The sequence below is a fragment of the Paenibacillus sp. NAIST15-1 genome (genome assembly GCF_001894745.1).
Taxonomy (GTDB): domain Bacteria; phylum Bacillota; class Bacilli; order Paenibacillales; family Paenibacillaceae; genus Paenibacillus_B; species Paenibacillus_B suaedae.
Genome location: NZ_BBYF01000027.1, coordinates 26573 through 53445, shown reverse-complemented (window position 1 = coordinate 53445; position 26873 = coordinate 26573). Strand labels below are relative to the sequence as shown.

The following is a 26873-nucleotide window of genomic DNA, read 5'->3' as shown; positions in this document are numbered from 1 at the left end:
AGCGTACACTTTTACACTCGTATGGTATTTTTTATGCAAAAATAAACAGAAACAAGAATAAACCAAATCTTTTCGACAATAAGGCAGACTATGTCGAAAAGGTTCGAATCGAAAGGAGTGATTTTCAATGTTATTAGAGGAAAAAGTGTTCAAGGATCCGGTTCACAATTATGTGCATGTTCAAGATCGAACAATTTGGGATTTGATTAACACAAGGGAATTCCAGCGGCTCCGCCGCATTCGCCAATTAGGAACTTCCTATTTAACATTCCATGGGGCAGAGCATAGCCGCTTTTCTCATTCTCTGGGCGTATACGAGATTACTCGGCGGATTATTTCTCAATTTGAACGAAACCAATACGAGGACTGGCCGCAAGAAGAGAGGCTGGTTGCCTTATGTGCTGCACTGCTTCATGATGTGGGCCATGGACCGTTCTCTCATTCCATTGAAGAGGCCTTCGATATGTTTCATGAAGATTGGACATACCGCATTATAATAGAAGATACCGATATCAATCGCGTGCTGAGACAAGTAGACCCCCAGCTCCCAACCAAGGTGGCATCAGTGATTCGCAGGACATATGAGCGGCCGATTGTCGTGAATTTGGTATCCGGCTCCCTTGATGCGGATCGTATGGACTATTTGCTGCGGGATGCATATTTTACCGGTGTTAATTACGGTACATTCGATATTGATCGTATTCTAAGGGTGCTGCGACCGCTTAAGGATCGGATTGTAGTCAAAGAGAGCGGCATGCACGCAGTAGAGCATTACTTGCTAGCTCGATATGAGATGTACTGGCAAGTTTACTTCCATCCGGTAACCCGAAGCTCGGAGATGTTACTTCGCCTGATTTTCAAACGAGCCAAAGAATTATATTTGGGTGGATACACTTTTCAATATTTCCTCTCTCCTCTAGATGCTTTATTTGAAGGAACGATTACGACGGAACAATATATCCAAATGGATGAGGCATTTGTACAGACCGCATTTATGCAGTGGACAAGGGAGAAGGATGAACGTCTCGTTGACTTGTGCCAACGATTCATGGAGCGTAAACTATATAAATATATTGAAGTCGAACAGATGGATGAAGATTTACAGGAACGATTGCGGGCAGAGTGGTCGCAGATTGGGCTTGATCCGAACTATGAACTTATGTTCGATTCTCCCTTCGACAAGCCCTATGATGTATATCGAAAGGGGGATGCCCGTTCACAGCAACATATTATGCTATGGGGGCGGGATCAGCAAATTGTAGAGCTGTCCAAGAAATCGGATATTGTACGTTCCATTAGCGGCATTCGCCGTGGAAAACACTATATCTATTTCCCAATGGACAAGCTTCTGGAAGTCTCGAATCACCTTACGGAAGATACAAGGCGTATGTTTATACGCCGCAATCATTAGATCGATTTACAAGAAAGAAAAAGGGGCGCATAAACGTGTTATTTGATACACATACGCATTTAGACAGCAGCAATTTTAACGAGGATCGCGATCAGGTTATCGCACGGGCCGTTGAACAAGGGGTGACCCGTATGGTTAACATCGGGTTCAATCGAGAGACGATCCCGACGACGATGGCGTTGGCAGAGAAATATGATTTTATCTATGCAGCCGTGGGCTGGCATCCGGTAGATGCCATAACGATGAAGCCGGAGGATATAGACTGGATCGCCAAGCTAACGGAGCATGAAAAGGTTGTGGCGATTGGCGAGATCGGACTGGACTATCACTGGGATACGTCTCCGAAGGATGTTCAGCACCGTGTATTCCGCGAGCAAATTGGGTTGGCGCGAGAATTGAAGATGCCGATCATTATTCATAATCGTGAAGCGCACGAAGATGTAATCCGCATCTTGCGCGAGGAGAAGGCTCACGAAGTAGGGGGCATCATGCACTCCTTCTCAGGTAGCTGGGAAACAGCGAAGATGTGCCTGGATATGGGCTTCTACCTTTCATTTGGAGGACCTGTTACTTTCAAAAATGCAAAACAGCCGAAAGAAGTACTTGTTAAGGTTCCGAATGATCGATTGCTTGTGGAGACGGATTCCCCCTATTTGACTCCTCATCCGTTCCGAGGCAAGCGCAATGAGTCCGCATATGTTCGTCTTGTTGCAGAGGTTGCAGCAGAGCTGAAAGGTATGGAATTTGAAGAATTTTGCAGAATGACGACTCAAAATGCAATGACATGTTTTGACATCGCATGAAAACGGGCCAAAAACAAGTGAAAAAAAGACATCGGCCATAAAATAAGTGGATTTCATAATGAAAAACGGATTAAGTTACATTTTTTTAACCATTTTTCGCGAAAAACGGAATTGCTACTGTCTTTACAAGAAGATTGCAAACACGATATGATTTCTCACAGATGTTATTACACAATTCAATATTGTTCCAACTAATTCAGTATCGCTTAATCTCCATGAAGTGGAGAGCGGGGGAACCAGAGTGTGAACGACATGACATGAGTACATGTTCAATCACACGGATTAATTCCTTGGGGTGAATTAGGGACGACCGAGCCATGAGCCGGTTGGTTCCGATAGGGCGACTCTCAAGCCCGAACCCGACAGCTAACCTCGTCAGCGTACCGAGAGAGGGTTCCTCGCGTCCTACACTGTTGACGTTTGGGTTTCTATTACGGAAGCCGCGAAAGAGTCTCCTCTTACGAAGGGCTTCTTTTGTTTACTCTCAAACATTCTTTTTTTTGAATAATGAGAATAAAGACGTCATAGGGTGTAAGAAATAGGAGGTGGGAGCAGCCAATACTGAAACGTTGGTACGGAGATTTCGGCATTGTCTTGAACGATTACATGCTCGTTTATGGCAAGTGAAGTCTCTCGTAAACATTCTTGAAATAGTCGCGTCAGATGGAATCATGCAGAGCACTCGACGGCGGGACTATGTAAGGAGGACCGAGAAATGGGACAGATCGTGAACAACGAAACCCATGAACCCCGATCATCCAGCATGTCACTCGCATTGCGATGGAAGCATGAAAATGTGCGTGTTATCACCGTTATTGCAGCTGTAGCAATCGTGATCACATTAATAGCAGTCTTGACTTGGTATAATGTAACGAAGAAGACAGTGGCTGTGCTCGTTGATGGACAAGAGCGTTCAGTCGAAACTCGCCTAGATACGCTTCGCAATGTTTTGGATGAGCATGCGATAGCGCTTGGGGCATACGATGTAGTATCGAAGCCGCTTGATGCAGAAATTGCTGATGGAGATCGAGTTATTATTGAACGCGCTTTGCCTATCCAAATTACAGCGGATGGGAAGAAAGAAACACAATTTACGACGAAGAAGTCGGTGCATGATGCACTGAGTTCGCTGCAAATCCAAGTGAACCCTGAAGATAAGGTATTCCCTTCTAAGCGTGCCTCTATTTCGAAGAACATGGATATTCGTATCGTCCGTGTCAGCAAGAAGATGGAAGAGCGTAAAGTGAAGGTTCCTTATCAAGTGGTGAAGCAGGCAGATGCTACTCTCCTTAAGGGGAAGACCAAGACGGTTCAAGATGGAAAAGAAGGCTTGGTTGTCCAGAAAGTACAGAAAACGTACGAGGATGGTAAGCTCGTATATGCGCAGATGGTCGACAAATCCGTTCATACAAAACAAGTGAATCAAGTGATAGCCTATGGAACGAAGAAGGAACCGGAAGTTGCTGTTCTGTCAGTGAACGCGCAGGAAGACGATTCTGACAATGTTTCCAGTGGCGACAAAGATTTTAACTATAAAAAAGTGCTGAAGAACGTTCAACTGACGGCGTATACGGAATCTGAGGGATCGGCTGGTGCGAAGACGGCATCTGGCGCAATAGTATCAGAAGGTCGTACTATCGCGGTTGATCCGAAGGTCATTCCGCTCGGCTGGTGGGTATATATCGAAGGGATTGGATTCAGACGTGCTGAAGATACAGGTGGCGCGGTCAAGGGGAAAATTATCGATGTATACTTCGACAGCAAGAAGGCGGTCAGCAAATTCGGACGCAAGAAGGGGTACACCGTATACGTGGTTGGCCCAGTCAAGCCGGAATCGAACTAACGCACAAGGTATGCAGCCATGTGTAATTAGGATATAGTAATGAATAATGATTTATGTCATGCTAAGAAGAGGGGACACCCTCTTCTTTTGTTGTTTATTTATGAATGGAGAGCAAGAGAAGGATGCGGAATTAGGAAGCAGCCTTGTGGTGAGAGGAGCAAGCATATTGATACGCGAAGTGATAGTTGTAGAAGGCAAAGATGATACCGTTGCCATTCACCGTGCCGTTGAGGCGGATACAATTGAGACAGGTGGATCGGCGATTAATGATACAACGATAAAACGCATCGCATTGGCCCAAGAGCGCCGAGGGGTTATTATTTTCACGGACCCAGATCATGCGGGGGAGAAAATTCGGAAGACGATAGCAGAACGTGTACCTGGGTGCAAACACGCTTTCCTGCCTAGACATGAGGCGATAGCCAAAGGGGATCTTGGTGTGGAGAATGCAAAGCCAGAAGCGATTCGCCGTGCCTTAGAGCAGGTTCGCTCCGAGATGCCAAGCATGACATCAGAGCTGACGTGGACGGATCTCGTCGAAGCGGGATTAACGACGCATGCAGGCTCTGCAGAACGCAGACGGCAGTTAGGTGAAATATTGGGCATTGGATACTGCAACGCGAAGCAGATGCTCAAGCGCTGCGGTGTGTTCCAGATCGGACGAGAGGAATTTGAGAACGCCTTGCGGAAGCTGAACCAATTCGAGCAGGAACAATGTGCAGAAGGAGAATAGATGGAATGACGCAGACGAGAATAGATATTGCAACACCGAATCGCACGAAAGACATTATACGCAAGCATGGGTTTTCATTTAAGAAAAGCTTAGGACAGAACTTTCTAATTGATATGAACATTTTGCGCCGTATTGTGGATGCTGCAGAGCTGGATGATGTGACAGGTGCCCTGGAGATTGGGCCTGGGATCGGTGCGCTTACGGAGCAGCTCGCTAAGCGCGCTCGTCGTGTAACAGCAGTCGAGATCGATCAGCGCTTGCTTCCGATATTAGGGGAAGTGCTGGAGCCCTATGAACATGTCCATGTTGTACATGGGGATGTATTGAAGGTGGATTTGCATGAATTGTTCCGCGAACAGTTCCAAGATGTCGAGCGGGTAAGTGTTGTGGCCAACTTGCCGTATTATGTGACGACCCCGATTATGATGAAGCTTCTGGAGGAGCGTCTGCCGCTCAAGAACATCGTCGTCATGATTCAGAAGGAAGTCGCAGAGCGAATGGCAGCGAAGCCAGGAGGCAAGGATTACGGCAGCTTAAGTGTGGCTGTTCAATATTTTGCAGAGCCGGAGCTTGTATGCACCGTACCGCATACGGTGTTCATCCCGCAGCCAAATGTAGAGTCTGCAGTAATCCGTCTACGTGTGAGACAGACTCCATCTGTGCAGGTGAAGGATGAGTCGCTGTTATTCGATGTTGTACAGGCTTCGTTCGCTCAGCGTCGCAAGACGATTTGGAATAACCTAAAGGCTCGCTATGCCAGCAAGTGTGGGACAGACAGGCTGACAGAAGCGCTTGCTTCAGCACATATTGAACCGAGTCGCCGAGGGGAAACACTCTCGATTGAGGAGTTCGCTGCTCTGTCCGATGCGATCGGCCAAGCCATTGCACGTGCAGAAGAAGAGGATCAAGCGGAATAACATATTTTTAAGGCTTAGGCATCACCAATTTACGCGTTTGCCCATAGGATAGTCGGAGAGGTGATTGATCCTATGAACGAGCCAGTGAAGCAAGGAGATTTGGTCGTACGCAAGTCGTACGGTGGCGATATTACATTCCGTGTGGAGGAGATCTTCCGACAGATTGCGGTTATTAAGGGGACGGATTACCGCTTACTGGCGGATTCCCATGTTGAAGATTTAGTTAGTGTACCGAAGGCAACGATTGCGCGCCGCACGGAACAGGCTCATATCAAGATGTTGGAGTCTGTCGAGGTGCTTGAACAGCAGCGTAGGCAGCTGCAAGAGCGCAGGCGGACGGAGCTTCCATTTGCAGAGACGCCGAATTCCATTTCAACCTTTGATATGCCGGGAACGGTACTCCATCTGGATGGGGATCCCGGGTATTTACAGAAAAGCATGGCGATATATAATCAGCTCAACGTGCCGGCAGAAGGCCATTATGTGAATGAACGCAATATGGCAGATACGTTGTATCGGCTGCTGCCGCGAGTGAAGCCGAATATAATCGTCATTACGGGACATGATGGTGTATTGAAGAACGGCAGGTACCGTGATCTGTTAAATTTGCAGAATTATAAGAACTCCCAGAACTTCGTTAATGCAGTACAGACGGCAAGGCAGTATGAGCGCCATCTTGATTTATTGACTATAATTGCCGGGGCATGCCAATCTCACTTCGAGGCGCTTCTGCAAGCAGGAGCCAACTTTGCAAGTTCACCGGGCCGAATTATGATTCATGCCCTTGATCCAGCTTACGTAGCGGTTAAGGCCTCATATACCTCAATTCGTGATACCGTACAGATTGGGGATATTGCGCCTCATATGGTCAGTGGCATTGACGGGGTGGGAGGCATTGAGACAAAGGGAAGTTATCGCGTGGGCATGCCGAAGTTGAAGGATTTATCGACATTGAACGTTACACCAACCGTAATATAAGCGGCCTATGTATAAAATACAGAAAAAAGAACCATTTTAATAAATTTGGACAAAAAAACACATTGACACGAAAACGGTGTTATTGTTATAATTATTCGTTTATTTGACAACACCTCCTGAATTGGTTATAATGGACAAGGAAAGAGGTGGTAGCTGTAATGGCGAAAAACGCGCTGTTTGAAATTCGTCGTTGTCTTGAAGCACATGTCGGTCAGAAGATTCTGCTCCGCGCCAATGGCGGTCGTCGGAAAACGATTGAGCGTACGGGCGTGTTGGAAGAAACCTACCCTTCTGTATTTATTGTTAAGTTGGACCAGGATCAGAACGCGTTTAAGCGGGTATCCTATAGCTATGCAGATATATTAACAGAATCGGTCCAAGTGACCGTATGCGCCGATAACGGCGAGTTGAAGATTGAATATGTTCGCGGTTAAGCGACATGACGGCAGCCTGTGAGGGCTGCCTTTTGTTTGTTTTGAAGGAATAACATAGCACTTACGGTCATGGTTCACCCGGATATTCCCCCATAAATCGGAACTGGAGTGTACGTATAATGGAGACGGCTTCTACTCACATTAACGGTAGGCCGATGATTATGTCGTGCTTGCTGATGATATGAACATTAAGGTAAGCGTGGGAGGTGCAGTGATGAGCCGAAGAAAGCGCAGCTTCATGTCTGAAGAGCTGAAGGTGGAATTGGCTAAAGATCTTGGCTTCTACGATACGGTGTCCAAATACGGATGGGGTGCTATCCGTGCGAAGGATGCTGGCGATATGGTCAAGCGGGCCATTCAACTTGCCGAAGAGGCAGCCTCGAAAAAATAACGAGTCAAGAACCTCCTATCCAGCGAGCATCGGATCTATTCCGCTCTGTTCGCTTTTTTTATTACGAAATCATGTTCATTGCCTGTATACGTACACATATGACTTGCACCATAGAGTCTGTTATAATAACGTAAGCGATCCGTAGGATAAAGAAGGGTGAACGCGAGTGAAAGTGTACGAGAAGGCGCCTGCCAAAATAAATTTGCTGTTGGATGTGCTGCGTAAGCGCGAGGATGGGTATCATGACGTCGAAATGGTCATGACGATGGTAGACTTAGCGGACCGTCTCGAGATGGAGGAACTTCCTCGAGATACGATTATCATCTCCAGCCAAGCAGGTTACATACCGTTAGATGAGAAGAACTTGGCGTTCCAAGCGGCAAAACTAATTAAAGAACGTTATGAAGTGAAGCAAGGCGTATATATTCATTTAGATAAAAAAATACCAGTAGCTGCCGGACTAGCCGGTGGAAGCAGCGATGCTGCTGCTACACTGCGAGGCTTGAATCGATTATGGAAGTTAGGGATTCCTGATGAGGAGCTGCAGGTGCTTGGTGCGGAACTTGGGTCAGACGTCCCGTTCTGCGTGACGGGAGGGACTGCAATAGCTCGCGGCCGCGGAGAGGCACTTGAGATGATTGAGCAGCCACCTCAATGCTGGGTTGTGCTTGCCAAGCCGCCGATTAATGTATCGACGGCTGATGTCTATGGGCGCCTTAGGGCGAGTCAGATTACGGAGCATCCATCGCTGGATCAAATGCGCAGAGCGATACAGATCCAAAGCTTCCAAGGGGTGTGTGAATCGCTTGGCAATGTGCTGGAGGATGTCACGCTGCCGCTCCATCCGGAGGTGCAGCAGTTGAAGGATGCTATGCTTCGGCTCGGGGCTGAAGGAGTGCTGATGTCGGGCAGCGGTCCGACGGTATTCGGCCTCGTGTCTAAAGAATCTAAGATCGCAAGGATCTATAATGGACTGCGCGGTTTTTGCAAGGAAGTGTACGCGGTACGCTTGTTGGGATAACAGGCTTAAATAGATTAACGTGTATCAAGAAGGCGATATGGTTACAATTCAAGGATTGTTTGACTTGACAAGCGGCCATCATCTTGCTAACTAGCGTACATTCATGTAATATCTACAATATAATATTCGGTTTTGAGCGAGGAGTAATCATGAAAAAATTGAAGCGAAGCGCCCGTCTGGTTGAGATGACCCAATATCTGATGTCTAAGCCGCATACGCTCATACCGCTCACGACATTTGCAGAACGTTACGGTGCAGCCAAGTCTTCCATTAGCGAGGATTTGGCTATTATTAAAGAGGTGTTCGAGAGCGAAGGGACGGGAGATTTACTGACGCTGGCTGGTGCTGCAGGCGGAGTGAAGTTTATTCCGAAATGCACGCCTGATATCGCACTTCCTGTCATTGAGTCTTTATGCGCATCAATGGGGCATCCAGACCGGGTGCTTCCTGGGGGATATTTCTATATTACTGATATTTTAGGCCAACCAGCCTTGATGAACGATGTAGGTCGAATGTTCGCATCTGCCTTTGCAGGCTGCAATATTGACGTCGTGATGACGGTAGAGACGAAGGGGATTCCAATTGCCTATGCGACTGCTGCTCATCTGAACCTGCCAGTGGTGCTAGTACGTCGCGACCATGTTGTGACAGAGGGATCGGCCGTTAGCATTAACTATGTATCAGGATCGCAGAAGAGCATCCATACGATGACACTCGCACGGCGTGCCTTGAAGGAGCGCTCACGTGTATTAATCGTGGACGACTTCATGCGTGCTGGTGGAACGATTCACGGCATGATGGATCTGCTGAAGGAATTCGATGCCACAGTAGCGGGTGTTGGTGTATTGGTAGAATCGGAGGATGTATCGAACGAAGAACGGCTGTTGACAGATTATGTGTCTCTCATTCGCGTTGGGACTGTAGATGCGCGGACTCGTCATATTATGGTGAAGCCGGGGAACTACTTCGATAAGGAATAAGCGATAGAGAACAACATTGATTCGGGAGGGTATTCAAATGTCTCATGAATTAGAAGCAATTGCAACGAATCAAGCGCCTGCGGCCATTGGCCCATACTCACAAGCAATGAAGCTGGGCAACCTCTTGTTCACTTCGGGTCAAATTCCGTTGACTGCACAAGGTGTGCTCGTGGAAGGCGGAATTGAGGAGCAGACACACCAAGTGTTCTCCAACTTGAGGGCTGTGCTTGCAGAAGCAGGTACTTCTTTCGATAAGGTAATTAAGGCTACTGTTTTTATCAAGGACATGAATCAATTTGCTCAAATCAATGCTATCTATGAATCGTACTTCGGTAATCACAAGCCTGCACGCTCCTGTGTAGAGGTAGCGAGACTCCCGAAGGACGTACTTGTCGAAATTGAACTGATCGCAGCGATATAAATCGAAGCTTGTCGAATCCGTTAAAGACAGGCATAAATTTTTAAAAAAAGTTAAATTATTGGCAAATTTAAGAAGGATTTTTCATGCGCGTGTGGAATTATACACCAAGTCTCGATGGAAAAAGGTGGTGAACACACGTGCAAATTACTGATGTAAGACTCCGCCGCGTCAACACAGAGGGGAGAATGAAGGCAATCGCATCGATTACGATCGATAACGAGTTTGTCGTTCATGACATTCGTGTAATCGACGGCAACAATGGCATGTTTGTAGCGATGCCGAGCAAGCGGACTCCAGATGGCGAATTCCGCGATATTGCTCATCCGATTTCTTCGGCGACTCGCGAGAAGATTCAAGCTGCTGTATTGGCTGAATACGAACGCGCTGCTACGGAAGAGGAAGTTATCGAAGAGGGCGCGTAGTTTTATGATTTTATAATTGGGGTTGCAAAGAAAGAGAGCCAATCATAGGGGCTCTCTTTTCTTTTTCTCCATAATGAGATATATTCTTCTATGGAGTAAAGGTAGAGCAGGAGGTCGGACGCTTTGAAAAGAATGGCCATTGTGCTTGCTGCCGGACAAGGCAAACGCATGAAGTCAAAATTGTACAAAGTGCTTCATCCCGTATGCGGGAAACCAATGGTAGGGCATGTTCTTGATGCTGTCGAAAGTGTGGATTGTGAGCGCACCGTCGTCATTGTAGGACATGGAGCAGAAGCAGTACAGCAATTCCTGGGGAACCGTGCCGAGTACGCCTTGCAAGCGGAACAGCTTGGTACAGGACATGCGGTTAAGCAAGCGAAGGCGCTTCTTGATGGTGAGGAAGGAACGACACTTGTCATTTGCGGCGATACACCGCTAGTGACACCAGAAACGTTGGCTCAGTTGATGGAACTGCATAACCGCGCTCAGGCGTCAGCGACGATTTTGACGGCTGAACTGAATGATCCGACAGGTTACGGTCGCGTCATTCGCGCAGAAGACGGTTCGGTCTTGAAAATTGTCGAACAAAAGGATTGTACGACCGAAGAACAGCTCGTGAAGGAGATCAATACGGGCACGTATTGCTTCGACAATGTGAAGTTGTTCGCGGCGCTGGAGCAGATCAGAAATGATAATGCCCAGCAAGAGTATTATTTGACTGACGTAATCGGCATCATGAAGGCACAAGGAGATACGGTGCAAGCATATTGTACGCCGGATAACAGTGAGGCAATCGGCGTTAATGATCGCTTGGTGTTGTCTGAAGCGGAACGCTTCATGCGTGAGCGTATCAACAAACGCCATATGCTGAATGGTGTAACGATTATTGATCCTGCCAATACGTATATTGAGTCTGGTGTTGTCATCGGAGCGGATACGATCATTGAACCAGGGACAAGCCTGCGTGGCAACACGACGGTTGGCGGCGAATGCGTTATTGGGCCGAACAGCGAGATTGTTGATTCTACAATCGGCGATCAAGTGCATATTAAGCAATCTGTACTCTGTGAAGCGATTGTAGGCGACGAGAGCTCAGTTGGTCCATTCGCTTATTTGCGTCCAGGCGCACGTCTTGGCAAGCAGGTAAAAGTCGGCGACTTCGTGGAAATTAAAAATGCGTCGCTTGATGATCAAACGAAGGTATCGCATCTCAGTTATATTGGTGATGCCGAAGTAGGGAAGAATGTAAATATTGGATGTGGCGCGATTACGGTCAACTATGACGGCTTCAATAAGTCGCTCACTCAAATTGGCGATGATGCGTTCATTGGCAGCAATGTCAACTTGATTGCACCTATCCAAGTGGGCACTGGCGCTTACGTCGTTGCCGGATCAACGATTACACATCCTGTACCAGATAATGACTTGGCCATCGCTCGTGAGCGTCAAGTAAACAAGCCAGGGTATGCGGAGAAGATTCGCGCCCGTGCAAAAGCAAAAAAAGAACGAGAAAAGTGATCGATAAGGTTGCACTTTTCATTCAATATCGTTTAGCATGGTATTGAGAGCCTTTTTAGTTGAGACCATGTAGGGATAGACTAAGCAGCACCATTAACGGACAGTATAAAACAACGATGAACAAGAACCGGCACGGAGGGTTTTTAATATCATGACGTATTGTGATTCCAAGTTGAAAATTTTCACTTGCAACTCCAATCCTAATTTGGCGAACAAGATTGCAGAATACATCGGAATTCCGATGGGAGATGCAGAAACGAAGAGCTTTAGTGATGGAGAAATCCAAGTTAAGTTGTCTGAAAGTGTACGCGGTTGTGACGTTTACGTCGTTCAATCGACATGCGACCCGGTCAATGACAATTTGATGGAGTTGCTTGTAATGGTGGACGCATTGAAGCGTGCATCGGCAAAGAGCATTAACGTAGTTATCCCTTACTATGGCTACGCTCGCCAAGATCGTAAAGCGCGTTCGCGTGATCCGATTACGGCGAAGCTTGTAGCGAATTTGATCGAGACAGCAGGAGCTCATCGTGTCATTACGATGGACTTGCATGCCACACAAATTCAAGGATTCTTTGATATTCCTGTGGATCATATGCTGGGTGTTCCAATTTTGGCACAATATTTCCGCTCGAAGCAACTCGAAAACGTTGTTGTCGTATCTCCTGACCATGGTGGTGTGGTACGTGCGCGCAAATTGGCTGACTTCCTGAATGCACCACTTGCCATTATCGACAAGCGTCGTCCAGAGCCGAACGTTAGTGAAGTTATGAATATTATCGGGGATATTAAAGGCAAGACAGCGATCATTATCGATGACATTATCGACACGGCTGGTACGATTGTGCTTGGTGCGAACGCATTGGTTGAAGCAGGGGTGAAGGAAGTCTACGCTTGCTGCACGCATCCAGTATTGTCCGGACCTGCGATGGATCGTTTGGAGAAATCGCCATTTAAAGAGGTTGTTGTAACGGATACAATTCCGATTACACATGAAAACCCATCTAGCAAGTTACACGTACTGTCGGTTGCACCGTTAATGGGTGAAGCGATTATTCGTGTTCACGAAGAATTGTCTATCAGTAAATTGTTTGAGATTGAATAAAGCGTGGGTCGAGTGACCTGAGCTGCACATTACGGAAGGGTTACGTCTTCGGTCTTCGCCGGAGAAGTAACCCTTATCGGCATTTGAATGTGTCTGCGAATCAGGTACGGATGCATGCCAAAAGCAGTTCAATCATCATATCGATGATCAATAAGGAAGGATGTAGCGCTCTTGAAGTGGATTGTAGGATTAGGTAACCCGGGAACCGAATATGCCGCAACCCGCCACAATATCGGCTTTATGGCAATTGACTCTCTTGCGGATCGCTTCGGCATTCAGGTACGTGAGAGCAAATGCAAGGCGTTAATCGGAGAGGGACGCGTTGGAACAGAGAAGGTTGTTCTTATCAAACCCATGACGTATATGAATCTGTCTGGAGAGGCTGTTCGCGCATATATGGATTACTATAAGGCGGATATTGAGGATTTTATCGTTCTATATGATGATATGGATACAGAGCTTGGGAAGATTCGCTTGCGCTATCAAGGGAGTGCGGGTGGTCACAACGGAATTAAATCGCTCATCCAGCATCTAGGAACGCAATCCTTCAATCGAGTTCGGATGGGGATATCTCGTCCGGAACCTGGTCGGTCTATTGTAGATTATGTGCTGTCTACGTTCCCTAAAGCGGGTATGGAAGACTTGAAGCAGACAGTCGAGCGCACTTGCGACGCTGTCGAATTCTCGCTTAAGCATTCGTTCGAGCAGACGATGGCGAAATTCAATGGATAATATGGTTTGATCAAAAAATATCGGTTTTCAGCACCAAGAAGGTTGCGTGAACTCGAAGCACATGCTTTCGTAGCGAGTTTTGCTCCGCAAAACTTGTAAGGAGCAGCGGAGTGTAGGCGGGACTACATGAGCAGCTGAAATGTTTCTGCAGGAAACATACTTCGGAAGCATACGCTGTTCGAGAGTGAGTGCAAGATTCGCCGTCGAATTACTTCCTGAGAAACTTCGTGATCAAAACCGATACTGGGCTAATGTGCCTTTCTTTTGGACATACTGAACGGTATAATCCAAGAATGGGAGGCATATACATGTCTGTGAATTACGTGTGCAAACATTGTCATACAATGATTGGGCGCATCGACGGGAACGGGATTGATGAGGAACGCCTCGGCTTCCACCGTCTTACCCCAGACGAGCGCCAACATTATATTGTCGTTCATTCCAATGGAGATGTAACCGTGAGGATGACATGTGAATATTGTACAGAAGCGATTCAGATGCATCCCGAGTTGTCTTTGCTTTCCTCTCCCTTGCAATGAGGGTGGATGGGCAATGGGAGTTAGCGTCAGCCTTGGCTTGTCAGCCGAGGCTTATTTTGGATGAGGGTAACGTATATAACCTTACTAGTTATACCTTGTAGTATTTATTGTGGGTGAGAAAGAGGTGCCTATCTTTTGTTGAATGCACTCATGCAAGCTTTATCAGAAGAACGTGATATTGAATCGATTGCTGCGGGTGTCCGTGCAGGAATGAAGGAGCAATTGGTATCCGGCTTGTCCGGTTCAGCTCGTCAGGTGATGATGGCGGCACTTCAGATGCAGTTGGATCGTCCAGTACTCGTCGTCACACACAACATGTTCTCTGCACAAAAAGTAGCTGATGACCTGCAGGAATGTTTGTCGGCGGATCAAGTGCTCTTATACCCGGCCAATGAGTTGGTAGCTGCAGAAGCAGCGATATCAAGTCCAGAAGTGATTGCGCAGCGCATCGAAGTGCTTACCCGGTGTGCACGTGGCTTCCGTGGGATAATCGTAACGCCGTATGCGGGATTGCGGCGCTTTTTGCCTGCCCGCGAGATGATGGCTGAGGCTGGCATATCTCTGTCGCTTGGCGATGAGCTTCCACTGGAAACCTTCCTTGCAGAGATGGTTGCGTGCGGCTATGAGCGTACAGAACGGGTCGAGGCCAAGGGAGAGATGAGCGTCCGTGGTGGGATTGTAGATATTTATCCAATCACAGCTCCTTATCCGTATCGAATTGAATGGTTCGATGATGAAATTGACTCCATTCGCTCATTCGACACCCAGGATCAACGTTCTATCGATAAGTTGAAGCAATTGACAATACTGCCTTGCAAAGACTTAATTGCAGACGAGACACGCTTCGCCGCTGCGGCTGAGGCGACTTTTGCACGTCTCGAAGAACAGCTGGGCAAGATGTCCGATCGCCAAGTAAAGGAGAAGCTTGAGCGGGAAATCGGGCATGATATCGAACGAATGAGAGGTTCTGTATATTTTACAGAGCTCTATAAATACGTGGCGCTGCTCTATCCAGAGAAGCACACATTATATGATTATATGCCGAAGGACACGCTGCTTGTCGTAGATGAGCCTGCTAGAGTCATGGAGACAGCTAAACAGCTTGAACGAGATGAACTGGAGTGGAGCACACACTTGTTGTCGAATGGCAAGACATTGCCGGCGCTTCCTCTAGGAGTGACATCTGACGTCGCAATGGGCAAGCGCCCATTCCAGACCGTATTTATGGCGCTGTTCCTCAGACAGGTTCCTCATACGCAGCCGCAAAATATCGTGAACGTCATGTGCCGCTCCATGCAGAACTTCCATGGACAAATGAATGTCTTGAAAGCAGAAATGGAACGGTGGAAGAAGTCAGGCGCCAACGTCATTATGCTGGCGAACGGTGATGAACGAATTGAACGGATGCGTCGTGTGCTTCAGGATTACGCAATACCTGAGCCTACGATTTTAAAGGGAAACCTACAGACAGGCTTTGAGCTCCCGTCCATTCACCTTGTAGTTATAACTGAGGGTGAGATGTTCTCCGGCAAGCAGCGGAAGACACGCCGAACGGAACTGAACGCGAAGGTGGACAATGCGGAACGGATTCGCAGCTATACGGAACTGAAGGTCGGCGATTATGTCGTCCATCAGAATCATGGCATTGGTAAGTATATCGGAATTGGGACGCTGGAGATTAACGGTATCCATAAGGACTATCTGCATATTTTGTATGCGGGTGGGGATAAACTATCTGTCCCAGTGGATCAGCTTCATCTCATCCAGCGTTATGTGAGCTCGGAAGAGAAGGAGCCGAAGATCTATAAGCTGGGTGGCACCGAGTGGACGAAGGTTAAGAGTAAAGTTCGTTCCTCCGTGAAGGACATTGCTGACGACTTGATCAAGCTGTACGCAGCAAGACAAGCATCTAGCGGTTATGCCTTCGAGAAGGATACACCAGAGCAGCGGGAATTCGAGGATATGTTCCCATATGATGAGACGCGAGATCAACTGCGTGCCATCGAAGAAATTAAGCAGGATATGGAGAAGGCGAGTCCGATGGATCGTCTATTGTGCGGTGACGTAGGGTATGGCAAGACGGAAGTTGCGGTTCGAGCTGCCTTCAAGGCTGCAATCGAAGGCAAGCAGGTGGCGATACTCGTACCAACAACCATCTTGGCACAGCAGCACTATGAGACGTTCCGTGAGCGATTTGCCGATTATCCATTTAATATTCAGGTTCTTAGCCGATTCCGTTCCCGCAAGGAACAGAACGAATCCATGAAAGGGCTAAAGTCGGGTGTTGTCGACGTCATTATCGGCACTCACCGCCTGCTCTCTCAGGATGTTGTTTTCAAAGATTTAGGATTGCTGATTGTCGATGAAGAGCAACGTTTTGGCGTAACGCACAAGGAGAAGTTGAAAAAGCTGAAGATGAATGTCGACGTGCTGACACTGACGGCAACACCTATTCCGCGTACCCTGCATATGTCCATGCTCGGCGTCCGGGATTTGTCGGTTATCGAGACACCGCCAGAAAATCGATTCCCTGTTCAGACCTACGTGCTTGAATACAGCGATAATTTAGTTCGCGAGGCAATAGAACGAGAGCTGGCAAGAGGCGGGCAGGTCTACTTCCTGTTCAACCGAGTGCAGGGGATTCATCAGATGGCCGACCATATTAAAATGCTCGTGCCGGATGCCCGTGTGACGGTAAGCCATGGGCAAATGTCCGAGGCAGAGCTGGAGAAGACAATTCTCGACTTCTTGGATGGGGAATACGATGTGCTCGTCAGCACCAGTATTATCGAGACAGGCGTTGACATTCCGAACGTGAACACGCTCATCGTTCATGATGCGGACAAGATGGGTCTGTCGCAGCTGTATCAGTTGCGTGGGCGAGTGGGCCGCTCGAACCGGATTGCTTATGCTTACTTCACTTATCAGCGCGACAAGGTACTGAACGAGGTGGCAGAGAAGCGGCTTCAGGCGATTAAGGAGTTCACCGAGCTTGGTTCCGGATTCAAAATTGCGATGCGCGACTTATCCATCCGAGGGGCGGGTAATCTGCTAGGTGCGGAGCAGCATGGATTTATTGCATCTGTTGGATTTGATCTATACTCGCAGATGCTTGCAGATGAGGTGAACAAGCGCAAGGCGGAGATCGATGGTGTCGCTATTGAGGATCAGCAGGAGCTTACAACCCTCATCGACCTGAACGTAGATGCGTATTTGCCGCCGAATTATATTTATGATAGTATTCAGAAGATTGAGATTTATAAAAAGGTAGCGGGACTTGCTACATTGGATGAAGTCGAAGAACTGCGGGATGAACTCATCGACCGCTTTGGTGAACCACCTCTTGCTGTCCTTCAATTACTCGCTGTCGCTAGGCTGAAGCTTCATGCGAAGCAGTATGGATGGGAGTCAATTGTACAGCGTGGAGATGTGGTCACGATCAAGGTCCATTCTTCGGCGGATCCGTGGTTAGACCGCAAGAAGATGGCTGCTGTTGCATCTAAACTCGACAGACGGATTAATGTCGATCAAGAGGCTTGCGGTGCTGTGAAGTTCAATGCACGAGGCGTTGATGCGCTGCAGCTGTTAATGATACTAGAGCAATTCATGCAGGAAGCTAAGGGTGCCATCAAATCGAAGGGAGAATTGCAGAATGTTGCAAAATAACAAGACGCGTTCCAAGAAGTGGTTGTTGCTGGCATTGTCTGCGGTACTCGCAATATCCGTATTAGCCGGATGCGGCAACAAAGACGAGAAGTCAGCGGGCAAGGCAACCGACAACAGTAAAGTCGTTGCTACGTATGAGGGAGGACAGATTACACAGAATGATTTCGACAAAGAAATCTCGAACATGCTGTTCTTCTATCCGGAATACGAGCAGATTATTAGCATGGATCAATTCCGCGACTACTTCGTGAAGCAGCAAATCGCGTATCGCTATTTGGATGGCAAAGCACCGGAGAAAGCAAAGCAAACCGGTAAAGATAAAGCCAAAGAACAAATTGGCTTGATGAAGAAGCAAGTCGGAGACAAGCAGTTCAAAGAAATGTTGGACAAGCGCAAGCTCACGGAAGAGGAAATTACGGAGTATATGTCGCGCATCTTGACGGTTGTACAGGATTACAACGGCAAGGTAACGGAAGATCAGCTCAAGGCTGAGTTCGAGAAGAATAAGAAGGATATGACAACCGCTTCGGTTCGCCATATTCTGATTGGATTCAAGGACAAAGAAGGCAAAGAGCGCAAAAAAGAAGATGCTCTGAAGAAGGCGAAGGATGTACAAGCCCGTCTGAAGAAGGGTGAAGACTTCGCGAAGTTGGCTGAGACAACGTCTGATGATCCAGGTTCCGCTAAGACTGGTGGTCTGTACAAGGACGCTGCTGTAAGTCAATGGGTACCGCAATTTAAGGAAGCTGCCTTGACATTGCCGCTTAACCAAGTGAGCGATCCAGTTGAGACAGACTACGGCTACCACGTTATGCGCGTGGAAGATCGTAAAGAGAAGGAATACAGCAAGTTGACAGAAGAAGAGAAGGAAGCATTGCGTACGCGTGCAGCTTCTGAGCTGATGAACAACTTCATGCAGAAGGATCTGGATAAGCTGATCAAGAAAATCGACCTTCCTAAGACGGAGACAAAGCCGGAAGAGAAGAAGGACGAGAAAAAAGATCAGAATACAGAAGCTCCTAAAGATACAAAAGCAGAATCAGGCAAGTAAAGGCATGCCGCGAGATGATATGTCATCATCTCGTGCCGTAGCCCTTTCCCCTCAAGGGGAAGGGGCTATTTTTCGCGGAAGGTATGGAAACGGAATGAAATATTCATAAAAACAATAAAAAGTTTTCATTTCCGGTTTCATCCTCTAAAAATACGTTTATTTACATTTGTCATGGCTTGGGGAAAATTAGACATACTATGTTAGCGGCTATTCAAATTACTACCGGTCGTAATTTGGATGGTGTGATCTTTTCACTGTGTACACAGAAGTAAAATCCAAAAGTACGATAATAAAGTTTGATACTAAAGCAAATCCAACATTTCGCATTGATGTCGAAAAAGATAAGCTTTGTTTCGACAAAATCAGAGGAAAAAACTAAAAAATTCCGGTATATTGATGTAAAATGTGAAAATTTTAAGAATTCGTTCTAAAAAAATGTCGGTTAGTGTCGAAAAATGTGATTTTTTTTGCAACTTGGATGGCATTACCTACGTATGATGTGTATGTATAAGAACTTGGGAGCAGATGAATACTATGGTCAGTATTACAAACCATTCCGCATCCCTCCTAATTAACAATAATACAGTAAATCGAAAATACTTACTGAAAGCGGGGCAACTCATAATGAAAGCTACTGGAATTGTACGTCGTATCGATGACCTCGGACGTGTTGTAATCCCTAAAGAAATTCGTCGCACTTTGCGCATTCGCGAGGGAGATCCTCTTGAAATTTTCGTTGATCGTGATGGAGAGGTTATCCTTAAGAAATATTCCCCAATTGGTGAATTGGGCGACTTCGCTAAGGAATATGCGGAATCCTTGTATGAGAGCACAGGACATATCACAATGATCTCTGACCGTGATACTGTAATCGCAGTTGCTGGCGGATCGAAGAAAGAATACATGGACAAGCAAATCGGGATGTTGCTTGAGAACTGTATGGAAAACCGCAAGACAATGATCGAAACGAACGCAGGCAATTATGAAATCGTAAAAGACAGCCAAGAAGCTTTCTCTTCTTTCGTTGTTGCTCCAATCGTTGCTGGTGGAGATCCTATCGGTACAGTTGTTATGCTTAACAAAGACGACAGCGTGAAAATGAGCCAAATGGAAGTGAAAATGTCGGAAACGGCTGCTGGCTTCCTTGGTAAGCAAATGGAGCAGTAATCCGAAATTTGCTAACGAAAGTCCCTGCTCATACAGGATGCGTGTATACGCAGCTTGAGCGATGCAGGGGCTTTTTTTGTGCTCTGAGCTCTAATATCGAGTCATCCCTACGCCGTTGCAGAGGCATATTGATTAGCCGCATTTTTTTCTTGTTGGGCAGGAGCGCTGAAAATACGAGATTGCAGACATCATGGACGGTGCTGCAGCTTCTATGCATGGAGCTTGCCCAGGCAAGGAGGAATTGGCCTGTCTTGATATGCTATAATACGTTACGAATGTTAGAGATGGGCGGGGATGACGGTTGAACAAACGAACCCCCCGAGTTGCGGGGCAAGTTATGTCCGGCGCTTTATTGCTAGGCATGGCGACGATAGTGTCGAAGGTAATCGGAACACTGCAGAAAATCCCGCTGCAAAATATCGGGGGAGACGGTGTATTCGGCATATATAACGCGGTATACCCATTCTATGTGCTGCTAGTAGCGATAGCTAGTGCGGGTATTCCAGTTGCGGTAGCACGGCTCGTGGCAGAATGCGAGGCAGCTGGGGATGAGGTAGGCTCTGAACAGGTGCTTCTAGCATCCAGTCTGCTCATGACGGTTACTGGGATTGCCGGGTTCTTCGCTATGCTGGCTGGCGCAGAACAGATCGCCAGTTGGATTGGCAATCAACATACGGTGGCCGCTATCCAGAGTGCTGCCTATGCGCTGCTTGTAATGCCGCTTGCCGCTGCTCTCAGAGGCTACGATCAGGGCAGTGGACGGATGACGTCAACAGCTGTATCGCAGGTTATCGAGCAGACAGGACGCGTAGCGGTCATGATTGGGCTTCTGCTGTACTATAGTCATCTGGGCGCAGCGGATGAGACAATCGCTGCAGGAGCTACGTTTGGATCATTTGCGGGTGGTCTATGCGGGTTGCTAACTATGATGATCTTCCGCTGGAGGGAGAAGCGTAGAAGCTACAGTCGACTGCGGAAAAAACCGCAATTAGGGATGAGGCAGCAGGCAGGCACCATCTGGAGCTGGATTCGGAAGCTGACATGGACTGCCCTGCCAATTTGTTTAGGTGCAATTGTGCTGCCAGCGGTAAATGTAGTGGATGTATTTACGGTGCCTCGGTTTCTGCTGCAACAAGGGTGGAGTGAGGCAGAGGCACTCGCACAGTTCGGCGTGTACAGCCGGGCGTATCCTCTTGTGCAACTTGTCACAATGGTGGCGAGCTCACTTGCTGTGGGGGTCGTCCCGATGGTGGCGTCGCTCATGCGCAGAGAGGGTACTGTCGGTCTTGCGCCGACTATTAAGATAGCTCTTCGCTGGTCGTGGATGCTTGGTCTTGCTGCTACCGTCGGGCTCGTCGCCTTGGCGGAGCCGCTCAATGTGGCGTTATACACGGACAGCGCGGGAACGCTGACGTTCGTGCTGGTGGCATCCACGGCTGTAAGCGGCGTATTCCACGCCGTGTCAGCCGCGCTGCTGCAGGGCATGGGCGCGGTGCGTGCGCCAGCCGTGCATCTTGTATGCGCCGCAATCGTAAAGGCGGCGCTGAATGTATGGCTGATCCCGGCCTACGGCATTGCCGGGGCAGCCATCTCCGCAGCGGCCTCGCTTGGGCTGGCCGCAGCATTGAACGCGCATGCGCTCGCCGTCGCAAGCGGCGTGCACTTCGCCGCCTGGGGCGCTCGCAGCGCGCGCCTTGCGCTGGCGCTTGGCGGCATGGCTGCTGGCGTCAGCCTGGCCGCGGCCGTTCCAGCTTGGCTCGGCGCTACTGGCCGCTTAGCGGCCGTGCTCGCCGTAGCCGTAGGCGTGCCGCTTGGCGCGGCTATATTCACCCTGCTAGCCATCGCACTCGGTGCAGTTCGGCCGCAGGAACTGGCCGAGCTGCCGCGCATCGGACCGAAGCTTGCTTCATTCGCTGCGCGATTCTCGCCCCGCTTGTGATTCTGTGGGCAGAAGTGTGGGGAATAATACACAGTGATGCAACAATCGAAGGGAGATTCATTCATGCCTGGAACCATTACTGTCGTCGGGCTCGGCTCCGGCGATGAAAGCCAATTGACGTTAGCCGTATGGAACTTGCTGCGCGAGGCGAAGCAATTGTACGTACGCACGGCTGACCATCCGGTAATCGCATATTTGCAACAGAATGATGTCGCATTTCGCTCATTCGATTCCGTATATGAAATGCAAGACGATTTCCCATCGGTGTACAAAGAAATTGTTCGCCAATTGATGGCAGCTGCTGCTGTCAGTCCCGAGAATCCAATTGTATACGCGGTTCCTGGGCATCCGATGGTCGCAGAGTCAACGGTTCGCTTGCTGCGGGATCAATGCTCGGAACAGGGCATTGAGCTGCGAATTATCGGGGGAGAGAGCTTCCTGGATCAGGCGTTCCTACGTTTCGGATTCGATCCGATTGAAGGGTTCCAACTGCTTGATGCGGCCGGACTGCAGGCTGATGGCTTGAACCCAAGGTTGCACACCGTGATTGGACAAGTGTATGATACGTTTACAGCGTCTGATGTGAAGCTGGGACTGATGGAAGTATATCCGGAAGACTATGAAGTCGTAGTAGGCCATGCGCTTGGTGTAGAAGGCATGGAGCACATGCAGCGCATTCCGTTGTATGAGCTGGATCGTATTGAAGGCTACGGCAACCTATCCTTAATTTGGGTTCCACGCACCGACAGTGATGAAGTGCGCAAGCGCACATTCGGTCGCCTGCATGAGATTGTCTCGATCTTGCGAAGCCCTGGAGGATGTCCATGGGATCAAGAGCAGACACATGAATCGATTCGCAAAAATCTGATCGAGGAGACGTATGAAGTACTCGAAACGATTGATGACGATGATCCAACTGCGATGCAGGAGGAGCTCGGCGATTTGCTGTTGCAAATTATGCTGCATTCCCAAATGGAGGAAGAAGTGGGGGCATTCAGTGTATACGATGTCATCCAATCGTTGAATGAGAAGCTTATTTTCCGCCACCCGCATGTATTTGGTAATCAGCATGCAGAAGATGTCGAATCCGCGCTTGGAACATGGGAACAGATGAAGGCAGAGGAGCAGCAGATCAAGGGAATTGCGGACGCGAGACCTTCCGTACTGGACGGTGTGCCGCGTGATTTGCCTGCGCTCATGAAGGCCTATAAGCTGCAGAAAAAGGCGGCTAAAGTCGGATTTGACTGGGACAATGCCAAGGATGTACTTGACAAAGTGGCCGAAGAATTGCAAGAATTGCGAGAGGCGATACGAGATGCGGGATCGGATCAAGACGATGCCGTGAAGGATGAAGAGCTGGATCATGCGCGCGAGGAACTCGGCGATCTATTATTCGCTGTCGTGAATGTATCTCGGTTCATTGACGCCGATCCAGAAGAGTCGTTAACATATACGAACCGTAAATTTGTACGCCGATTTCAATACATCGAAGAACAACTTCGTATAAAGGGTAAATCTTTTGACCAAACTGATTTACTAGAAATGGAGCAATGGTGGCAGGAAGCGAAGCGCTTAGAGCCATAATGCTTGGGGTGCAGCGGACTACTGCTCTCTATTTTTCGTCAAAATATGAAAAAATGCCGCACCCGGGAAGGAATTTGGTGATGAAGCAAGAATACATACAAGCATCAACATTCCAAGGCTCGGGCAAGCGCCTGTAGACCATTATTCATTTCAACTATGAAAAAGAGGAATTGGGAGGACAATACACATGAACAAAACAGATTTGATCAACAACATTTCCACAAAAAGCGGTTTGACTAAGAAGGACGTTGAATCCGTACTGAACGGCTTCTTCGGTGAAGTAACAGACGCTTTGGCTAGCGGCGACAAAGTTCAATTGATCGGCTTCGGCACATTCGAAACACGCAAGCGCGCTGGCCGCACAGGTCGCAACCCGCAAACAGGTAACACAATCGAGATTCCTGAATCTACAGTTCCTGCATTCAAAGCGGGCAACAAGCTTAAAGAAGCTGTAAAATAATGCGTCTAGACAAGTTCCTGAAAGTATCGCGGCTCATCAAGCGGCGTACTGTCGCGAAGGATGTGTCCGAGCAGGGGCGTGTTGAACTGAATGGCCGTGAAGCGAAGCCGAGCACGACAGTGAAGGTCGGCGACGAGATTACGGTACAATTCGGGCAGAAGCTCGTCACCGTCCGAGTAGAGCGTCTCCAAGAGACGACGAAGAAGGAAGAGGCGGCGGGCATGTATACGCTGCTGAAGGAAGAAGCAATTCCAAGAGACAACGGATTGAACTGGTAACAGCCAGTCCATTGCGATAGAAATGCATATTCCAACGAGCAAGGAAGCGGTTATCCGTCTGAGAAGACGGAACCGCTTCTTTTTGATTTGCGAGGAATCATTCAGCGTTGTTGAGCAGTTGTATATAGGTCTCTCCTTGATATAGAGCATTATGGGTATTCAGTGACGGTACTATCATGCGGAGGACATACGCGCTATAATGGAATAAGCAATCCCACTGAGGTGGGATTCAACATCATAACATTCCGTGCTTCAGCACGGGAGAGGTTCGCAATCTCCCTCTATAAAAAACTAAGGCTGACAGCATTCTACAGGCTATCTTTCCTTAGTGCTGTCTTTTTTTGTGCTTACAGGAGCTGTATATCGGCTAAAGCCAACGAACAGCCAACCTAAGCAAGCACAGGCCTTCTGTCTTAGGAGACCCTTCTATAGGGTTGTGAGGGGACAGGAAAGGATGAAGAACACATGAAGCAAGTAAATGAACAAGTAAGCAAGGACCACGTTTCCTCAGCCGGCGAAGCGGCTTGGAATGCAGATTCCCATAGCCAAGCGCATGCAGGATGGAAGCAAGGCAAGGCTGTCGTCGTCTTTAGTGGCGGGCAAGACAGCACAACCTGTCTGTTTTGGGCACTGCATCGATTTGAGGAAGTCGAGACGATCACCTTTGACTATGGACAACGCCATAAGTCAGAGCTAGAGCATGCGAAGGCGATTGCCGGCAAGTTGGGTGTACCGCACCGGATCCTCGATATGTCCTTGCTCAATCAACTGGCTCCCAATGCGTTAACGCGAGACGACATCGCAATTGAACAGGAAGAAGGCGAACTTCCGAGCACCTTTGTGGAAGGACGGAACTTATTGTTCTTTTCCTTCGCCGCTGTCTATGCGAAGCAGATTGGAGCACGTCATATTGTTACAGGTGTATGTGAAACGGACTTCAGTGGTTATCCAGACTGCCGCGACGTATTCGTCAAATCACTCAATGTTACGCTGAATCTGGCGATGGATTATGGATTCGTACTGCATACCCCGCTGATGTGGCTGGATAAGGCAGATACGTGGCGTCTTGCTGACGAACTTGGTGCCTTCGACTTCGTTCGTACCGAGACGGTAACTTGCTACAACGGACTTCCGGGAGATGGATGCGGAGAATGCCCGTCCTGCAAGCTGCGCAAGGCAGGACTTGAACGTTACCTGATGGAACGTAAGCAAGAGGAGGGGGCAAGCCGATGAGTACTCCTGGGCCATTCCGTATCGTCGATAAGCTGCAAGTGCTGGGCGCCGACATTTCACAGGATTCGCTGCGTTATCACCGTCACCGGGTACTTGTGAGCAAAGAGTTTACCTTCGATGCTGCCCACCATTTACATGCTTATGAAGGCAAATGTAAAAACCTTCATGGGCATACGTACAAGGTTGTTTTTGGGTTAAGCGGATTTGTAAATGAAATCGGGCTGGCGCTCGACTTTGGAGATATAAAGGAGATTTGGAAGGATAGAATCGAGCCTTATCTCGATCATCGTTACTTGAATGAAACACTCCCACCGATGAATACAACGGCAGAGAACATGGTCGCGTGGTTGTATGAACAAATGCAAGTTGCATTGCAAACTAAACCCTACGCAGAGCGATGCGAAGGGGGAAGAGTAGAATTTGTGCGGCTCTATGAGACTCCAACCAGCTATGCGGAAGCACGACGGGAGTGGATGGAGCAATGACGATTCCTGTTCTCGAAATATTTGGACCTACCGTGCAGGGAGAAGGGCTTTTAGTCGGCCAGAAGACGATGTTCGTCCGTACAGCTGGCTGTGATTACCGCTGCTCTTGGTGCGACTCCGCCTTTACATGGGATGGTTCTGCCAAAGATGACATCCGTCAGTTGACGGCAGATGCTGTTATTGAAGAGCTGGATCGTCTGGCTGAGGGGCGCTATGGGCATGTTACGATATCTGGCGGCAACCCAGCCTTGCTGGAAGGTATGGGCGAGTTGGTTCAACGTCTCGGCGAACGCGGGGTTCGCACGGCTGTAGAGACACAGGGATCACGCTGGCAGGACTGGCTCTTGGAGATTGATGATGTCACGCTGTCTCCGAAGCCGCCAAGCTCTGGGATGGGTACGAACTTCGCACGCTTGGATGAGATCGTAGGCAAGCTATGGAATCGGTCTGCACGCAAGGGACTATGCCTGAAGGTCGTTGTGTTCAATGAGGATGACATGGAATATGCGATAGAGGTTCATGAACGCTATCCCGATATTCCATTCGTTATGCAGACAGGGAATGAGGATGTCCATAGTGGAGATGACGAGGAGTTGATACAGAAGCTGCTCCGACAATATGAATGGTTGATCGATAAGGTTGCCTTAGAACCACGCTTGAACCAGATACGCGTGCTGCCTCAGCTGCACACATTGGTGTGGGGCAACAAGCGTGGTGTCTAGCGCGATGGCTATCTCTACCCACACAGGTGGAATTGTGTTC

At 48.4% G+C, this 26873-nt stretch carries 26 protein-coding genes and 2 riboswitches; all 26 genes read left to right on the top strand.

Annotated elements, in window-relative coordinates; translation table 11 throughout:
* The first annotated feature begins 127 nt into the window (after positions 1 to 127).
* Positions 128 to 1411, top strand: a complete 1284-nt coding sequence (locus PBN151_RS29375) for an HD domain-containing protein (protein ID WP_021255901.1) — start codon at positions 128 to 130, stop codon at positions 1409 to 1411.
* A 35-nt stretch (positions 1412 to 1446) separates the two neighbouring features.
* Complete coding sequence (locus PBN151_RS29370; RefSeq protein ID WP_072732133.1) at positions 1447 to 2214, top strand: TatD family hydrolase; 768 nt, start codon at positions 1447 to 1449, stop codon at positions 2212 to 2214.
* 193 nt (positions 2215 to 2407) lie between these two features.
* Positions 2408 to 2611, top strand: a riboswitch (cyclic di-AMP (ydaO/yuaA leader).
* Between the two features lie 318 nt (positions 2612 to 2929).
* On the top strand, positions 2930 to 4057 hold the full coding sequence (locus PBN151_RS29365; RefSeq protein ID WP_021255248.1) for a resuscitation-promoting factor: 1128 nt from the start codon (positions 2930 to 2932) through the stop codon (positions 4055 to 4057).
* Between the two features lie 166 nt (positions 4058 to 4223).
* Entirely contained in the window at positions 4224 to 4790 is a 567-nt protein-coding gene (gene rnmV / locus PBN151_RS29360) for a ribonuclease M5 (protein ID WP_028532547.1), read from the top strand.
* Positions 4791 to 4795: 5 nt separating this feature from the next.
* Positions 4796 to 5707, top strand: coding sequence for a 16S rRNA (adenine(1518)-N(6)/adenine(1519)-N(6))-dimethyltransferase RsmA (rsmA, locus tag PBN151_RS29355; RefSeq protein ID WP_072732132.1), 912 nt, complete (start codon positions 4796 to 4798; stop codon positions 5705 to 5707).
* Positions 5708 to 5779: 72 nt separating this feature from the next.
* Entirely contained in the window at positions 5780 to 6685 is a 906-nt protein-coding gene (gene yabG, locus PBN151_RS29350) for a sporulation peptidase YabG (RefSeq protein ID WP_072732131.1), read from the top strand.
* A 158-nt stretch (positions 6686 to 6843) separates the two neighbouring features.
* Complete coding sequence (veg, locus tag PBN151_RS29345; RefSeq protein ID WP_021255244.1) at positions 6844 to 7119, top strand: biofilm formation stimulator Veg; 276 nt, start codon at positions 6844 to 6846, stop codon at positions 7117 to 7119.
* Between the two features lie 214 nt (positions 7120 to 7333).
* Positions 7334 to 7510 carry a protein sspF gene (locus tag PBN151_RS29340; RefSeq protein WP_072732130.1) on the top strand — a complete coding sequence of 59 codons (177 nt, stop codon included), beginning with the start codon at positions 7334 to 7336 and terminating at the stop codon, positions 7508 to 7510.
* Positions 7511 to 7676: 166 nt separating this feature from the next.
* Positions 7677 to 8531 carry a 4-(cytidine 5'-diphospho)-2-C-methyl-D-erythritol kinase gene (gene ispE, locus PBN151_RS29335; protein WP_072732129.1) on the top strand — a complete coding sequence of 285 codons (855 nt, stop codon included), beginning with the start codon at positions 7677 to 7679 and terminating at the stop codon, positions 8529 to 8531.
* 149 nt (positions 8532 to 8680) lie between these two features.
* A complete protein-coding gene (gene purR, locus PBN151_RS29330) occupies positions 8681 to 9511 on the top strand; it encodes a pur operon repressor (protein ID WP_065292159.1) in 831 nt (276 codons plus the stop codon).
* Between the two features lie 37 nt (positions 9512 to 9548).
* Positions 9549 to 9932, top strand: a complete 384-nt coding sequence (locus tag PBN151_RS29325) for a RidA family protein (RefSeq protein ID WP_021255240.1) — start codon at positions 9549 to 9551, stop codon at positions 9930 to 9932.
* A gap of 137 nt (positions 9933 to 10069) precedes the next feature.
* Positions 10070 to 10354 (top strand): septation regulator SpoVG, encoded by a 285-nt coding sequence (gene spoVG / locus PBN151_RS29320; RefSeq protein ID WP_005545528.1) that lies wholly within the window; start codon positions 10070 to 10072, stop codon positions 10352 to 10354.
* A 123-nt stretch (positions 10355 to 10477) separates the two neighbouring features.
* A complete protein-coding gene (gene glmU / locus PBN151_RS29315) occupies positions 10478 to 11872 on the top strand; it encodes a bifunctional UDP-N-acetylglucosamine diphosphorylase/glucosamine-1-phosphate N-acetyltransferase GlmU (RefSeq protein WP_072732128.1) in 1395 nt (464 codons plus the stop codon).
* Positions 11873 to 12023: 151 nt separating this feature from the next.
* On the top strand, positions 12024 to 12977 hold the full coding sequence (locus tag PBN151_RS29310; protein ID WP_005545532.1) for a ribose-phosphate diphosphokinase: 954 nt from the start codon (positions 12024 to 12026) through the stop codon (positions 12975 to 12977).
* A 171-nt stretch (positions 12978 to 13148) separates the two neighbouring features.
* Positions 13149 to 13709, top strand: a complete 561-nt coding sequence (pth, locus tag PBN151_RS29305) for an aminoacyl-tRNA hydrolase (RefSeq protein ID WP_072732127.1) — start codon at positions 13149 to 13151, stop codon at positions 13707 to 13709.
* Between the two features lie 308 nt (positions 13710 to 14017).
* Positions 14018 to 14248, top strand: a complete 231-nt coding sequence (locus tag PBN151_RS29300) for an anti-sigma-F factor Fin (RefSeq protein ID WP_072732126.1) — start codon at positions 14018 to 14020, stop codon at positions 14246 to 14248.
* 135 nt (positions 14249 to 14383) lie between these two features.
* Positions 14384 to 17914, top strand: a complete 3531-nt coding sequence (gene mfd, locus PBN151_RS29295; protein ID WP_072732125.1) for a transcription-repair coupling factor — start codon at positions 14384 to 14386, stop codon at positions 17912 to 17914.
* On the top strand, positions 17901 to 18965 hold the full coding sequence (locus PBN151_RS29290) for a peptidylprolyl isomerase (protein WP_072732124.1): 1065 nt from the start codon (positions 17901 to 17903) through the stop codon (positions 18963 to 18965). The genes mfd and PBN151_RS29290 overlap by 14 nt, the downstream gene beginning before the upstream one ends.
* Positions 18966 to 19589: 624 nt before the next feature.
* Complete coding sequence (spoVT, locus tag PBN151_RS29285; RefSeq protein WP_021255234.1) at positions 19590 to 20132, top strand: stage V sporulation protein T; 543 nt, start codon at positions 19590 to 19592, stop codon at positions 20130 to 20132.
* A gap of 301 nt (positions 20133 to 20433) precedes the next feature.
* The gene (locus PBN151_RS29280) at positions 20434 to 22071 is read left to right on the top strand and encodes a putative polysaccharide biosynthesis protein (RefSeq protein WP_227775207.1); all 1638 of its coding nucleotides are present in this window, start codon (positions 20434 to 20436) and stop codon (positions 22069 to 22071) included.
* Positions 22072 to 22134: 63 nt separating this feature from the next.
* Positions 22135 to 23655 (top strand): bifunctional methyltransferase/pyrophosphohydrolase YabN, encoded by a 1521-nt coding sequence (yabN, locus tag PBN151_RS29275; protein ID WP_072732122.1) that lies wholly within the window; start codon positions 22135 to 22137, stop codon positions 23653 to 23655.
* A gap of 187 nt (positions 23656 to 23842) precedes the next feature.
* A complete protein-coding gene (locus tag PBN151_RS29270) occupies positions 23843 to 24115 on the top strand; it encodes an HU family DNA-binding protein (RefSeq protein ID WP_021255231.1) in 273 nt (90 codons plus the stop codon).
* Positions 24115 to 24393, top strand: coding sequence for an RNA-binding S4 domain-containing protein (locus tag PBN151_RS29265; RefSeq protein ID WP_005545548.1), 279 nt, complete (start codon positions 24115 to 24117; stop codon positions 24391 to 24393). Before PBN151_RS29270 ends, PBN151_RS29265 begins: the two co-directional genes overlap by 1 nt.
* Before the next feature lie 257 nt (positions 24394 to 24650).
* A riboswitch (PreQ1 riboswitch) is annotated at positions 24651 to 24694 on the top strand.
* A gap of 164 nt (positions 24695 to 24858) precedes the next feature.
* Complete coding sequence (gene queC, locus PBN151_RS29260) at positions 24859 to 25626, top strand: 7-cyano-7-deazaguanine synthase QueC (RefSeq protein ID WP_072732121.1); 768 nt, start codon at positions 24859 to 24861, stop codon at positions 25624 to 25626.
* Positions 25623 to 26111 carry a 6-carboxytetrahydropterin synthase QueD gene (queD, locus tag PBN151_RS29255; RefSeq protein ID WP_072732120.1) on the top strand — a complete coding sequence of 163 codons (489 nt, stop codon included), beginning with the start codon at positions 25623 to 25625 and terminating at the stop codon, positions 26109 to 26111. The genes queC and queD overlap by 4 nt, the downstream gene beginning before the upstream one ends.
* Positions 26108 to 26833 (top strand): 7-carboxy-7-deazaguanine synthase QueE, encoded by a 726-nt coding sequence (gene queE, locus PBN151_RS29250; RefSeq protein ID WP_072732119.1) that lies wholly within the window; start codon positions 26108 to 26110, stop codon positions 26831 to 26833. Before queD ends, queE begins: the two co-directional genes overlap by 4 nt.
* Positions 26834 to 26873: the final 40 nt, after the last annotated feature.

What these genes read in the sequence shown, in the direction of transcription:
- yabG (WP_072732131.1), top strand. Translation starts at nt 5,780, where the DNA reads ATGAACGAGCCAGTGAAGCAAGGAGATTTGGTCGTACGCAAGTCGTAC.
- queD (WP_072732120.1), top strand. Translation starts at nt 25,623, where the DNA reads ATGAGTACTCCTGGGCCATTCCGTATCGTCGATAAGCTGCAAGTGCTG.
- PBN151_RS29340 (WP_072732130.1), top strand. Translation starts at nt 7,334, where the DNA reads ATGAGCCGAAGAAAGCGCAGCTTCATGTCTGAAGAGCTGAAGGTGGAA.
- PBN151_RS29365 (WP_021255248.1), top strand. Translation starts at nt 2,930, where the DNA reads ATGGGACAGATCGTGAACAACGAAACCCATGAACCCCGATCATCCAGC.
- PBN151_RS29290 (WP_072732124.1), top strand. Translation starts at nt 17,901, where the DNA reads ATGTTGCAAAATAACAAGACGCGTTCCAAGAAGTGGTTGTTGCTGGCA.
- yabN (WP_072732122.1), top strand. Translation starts at nt 22,135, where the DNA reads ATGCCTGGAACCATTACTGTCGTCGGGCTCGGCTCCGGCGATGAAAGC.
- rsmA (WP_072732132.1), top strand. Translation starts at nt 4,796, where the DNA reads ATGACGCAGACGAGAATAGATATTGCAACACCGAATCGCACGAAAGAC.
- PBN151_RS29270 (WP_021255231.1), top strand. Translation starts at nt 23,843, where the DNA reads ATGAACAAAACAGATTTGATCAACAACATTTCCACAAAAAGCGGTTTG.
- spoVT (WP_021255234.1), top strand. Translation starts at nt 19,590, where the DNA reads ATGAAAGCTACTGGAATTGTACGTCGTATCGATGACCTCGGACGTGTT.
- PBN151_RS29325 (WP_021255240.1), top strand. Translation starts at nt 9,549, where the DNA reads ATGTCTCATGAATTAGAAGCAATTGCAACGAATCAAGCGCCTGCGGCC.
- PBN151_RS29310 (WP_005545532.1), top strand. Translation starts at nt 12,024, where the DNA reads ATGACGTATTGTGATTCCAAGTTGAAAATTTTCACTTGCAACTCCAAT.
- purR (WP_065292159.1), top strand. Translation starts at nt 8,681, where the DNA reads ATGAAAAAATTGAAGCGAAGCGCCCGTCTGGTTGAGATGACCCAATAT.
- veg (WP_021255244.1), top strand. Translation starts at nt 6,844, where the DNA reads ATGGCGAAAAACGCGCTGTTTGAAATTCGTCGTTGTCTTGAAGCACAT.
- PBN151_RS29300 (WP_072732126.1), top strand. Translation starts at nt 14,018, where the DNA reads ATGTCTGTGAATTACGTGTGCAAACATTGTCATACAATGATTGGGCGC.
- queE (WP_072732119.1), top strand. Translation starts at nt 26,108, where the DNA reads ATGACGATTCCTGTTCTCGAAATATTTGGACCTACCGTGCAGGGAGAA.
- PBN151_RS29375 (WP_021255901.1), top strand. Translation starts at nt 128, where the DNA reads ATGTTATTAGAGGAAAAAGTGTTCAAGGATCCGGTTCACAATTATGTG.
- queC (WP_072732121.1), top strand. Translation starts at nt 24,859, where the DNA reads ATGAAGCAAGTAAATGAACAAGTAAGCAAGGACCACGTTTCCTCAGCC.
- PBN151_RS29265 (WP_005545548.1), top strand. Translation starts at nt 24,115, where the DNA reads ATGCGTCTAGACAAGTTCCTGAAAGTATCGCGGCTCATCAAGCGGCGT.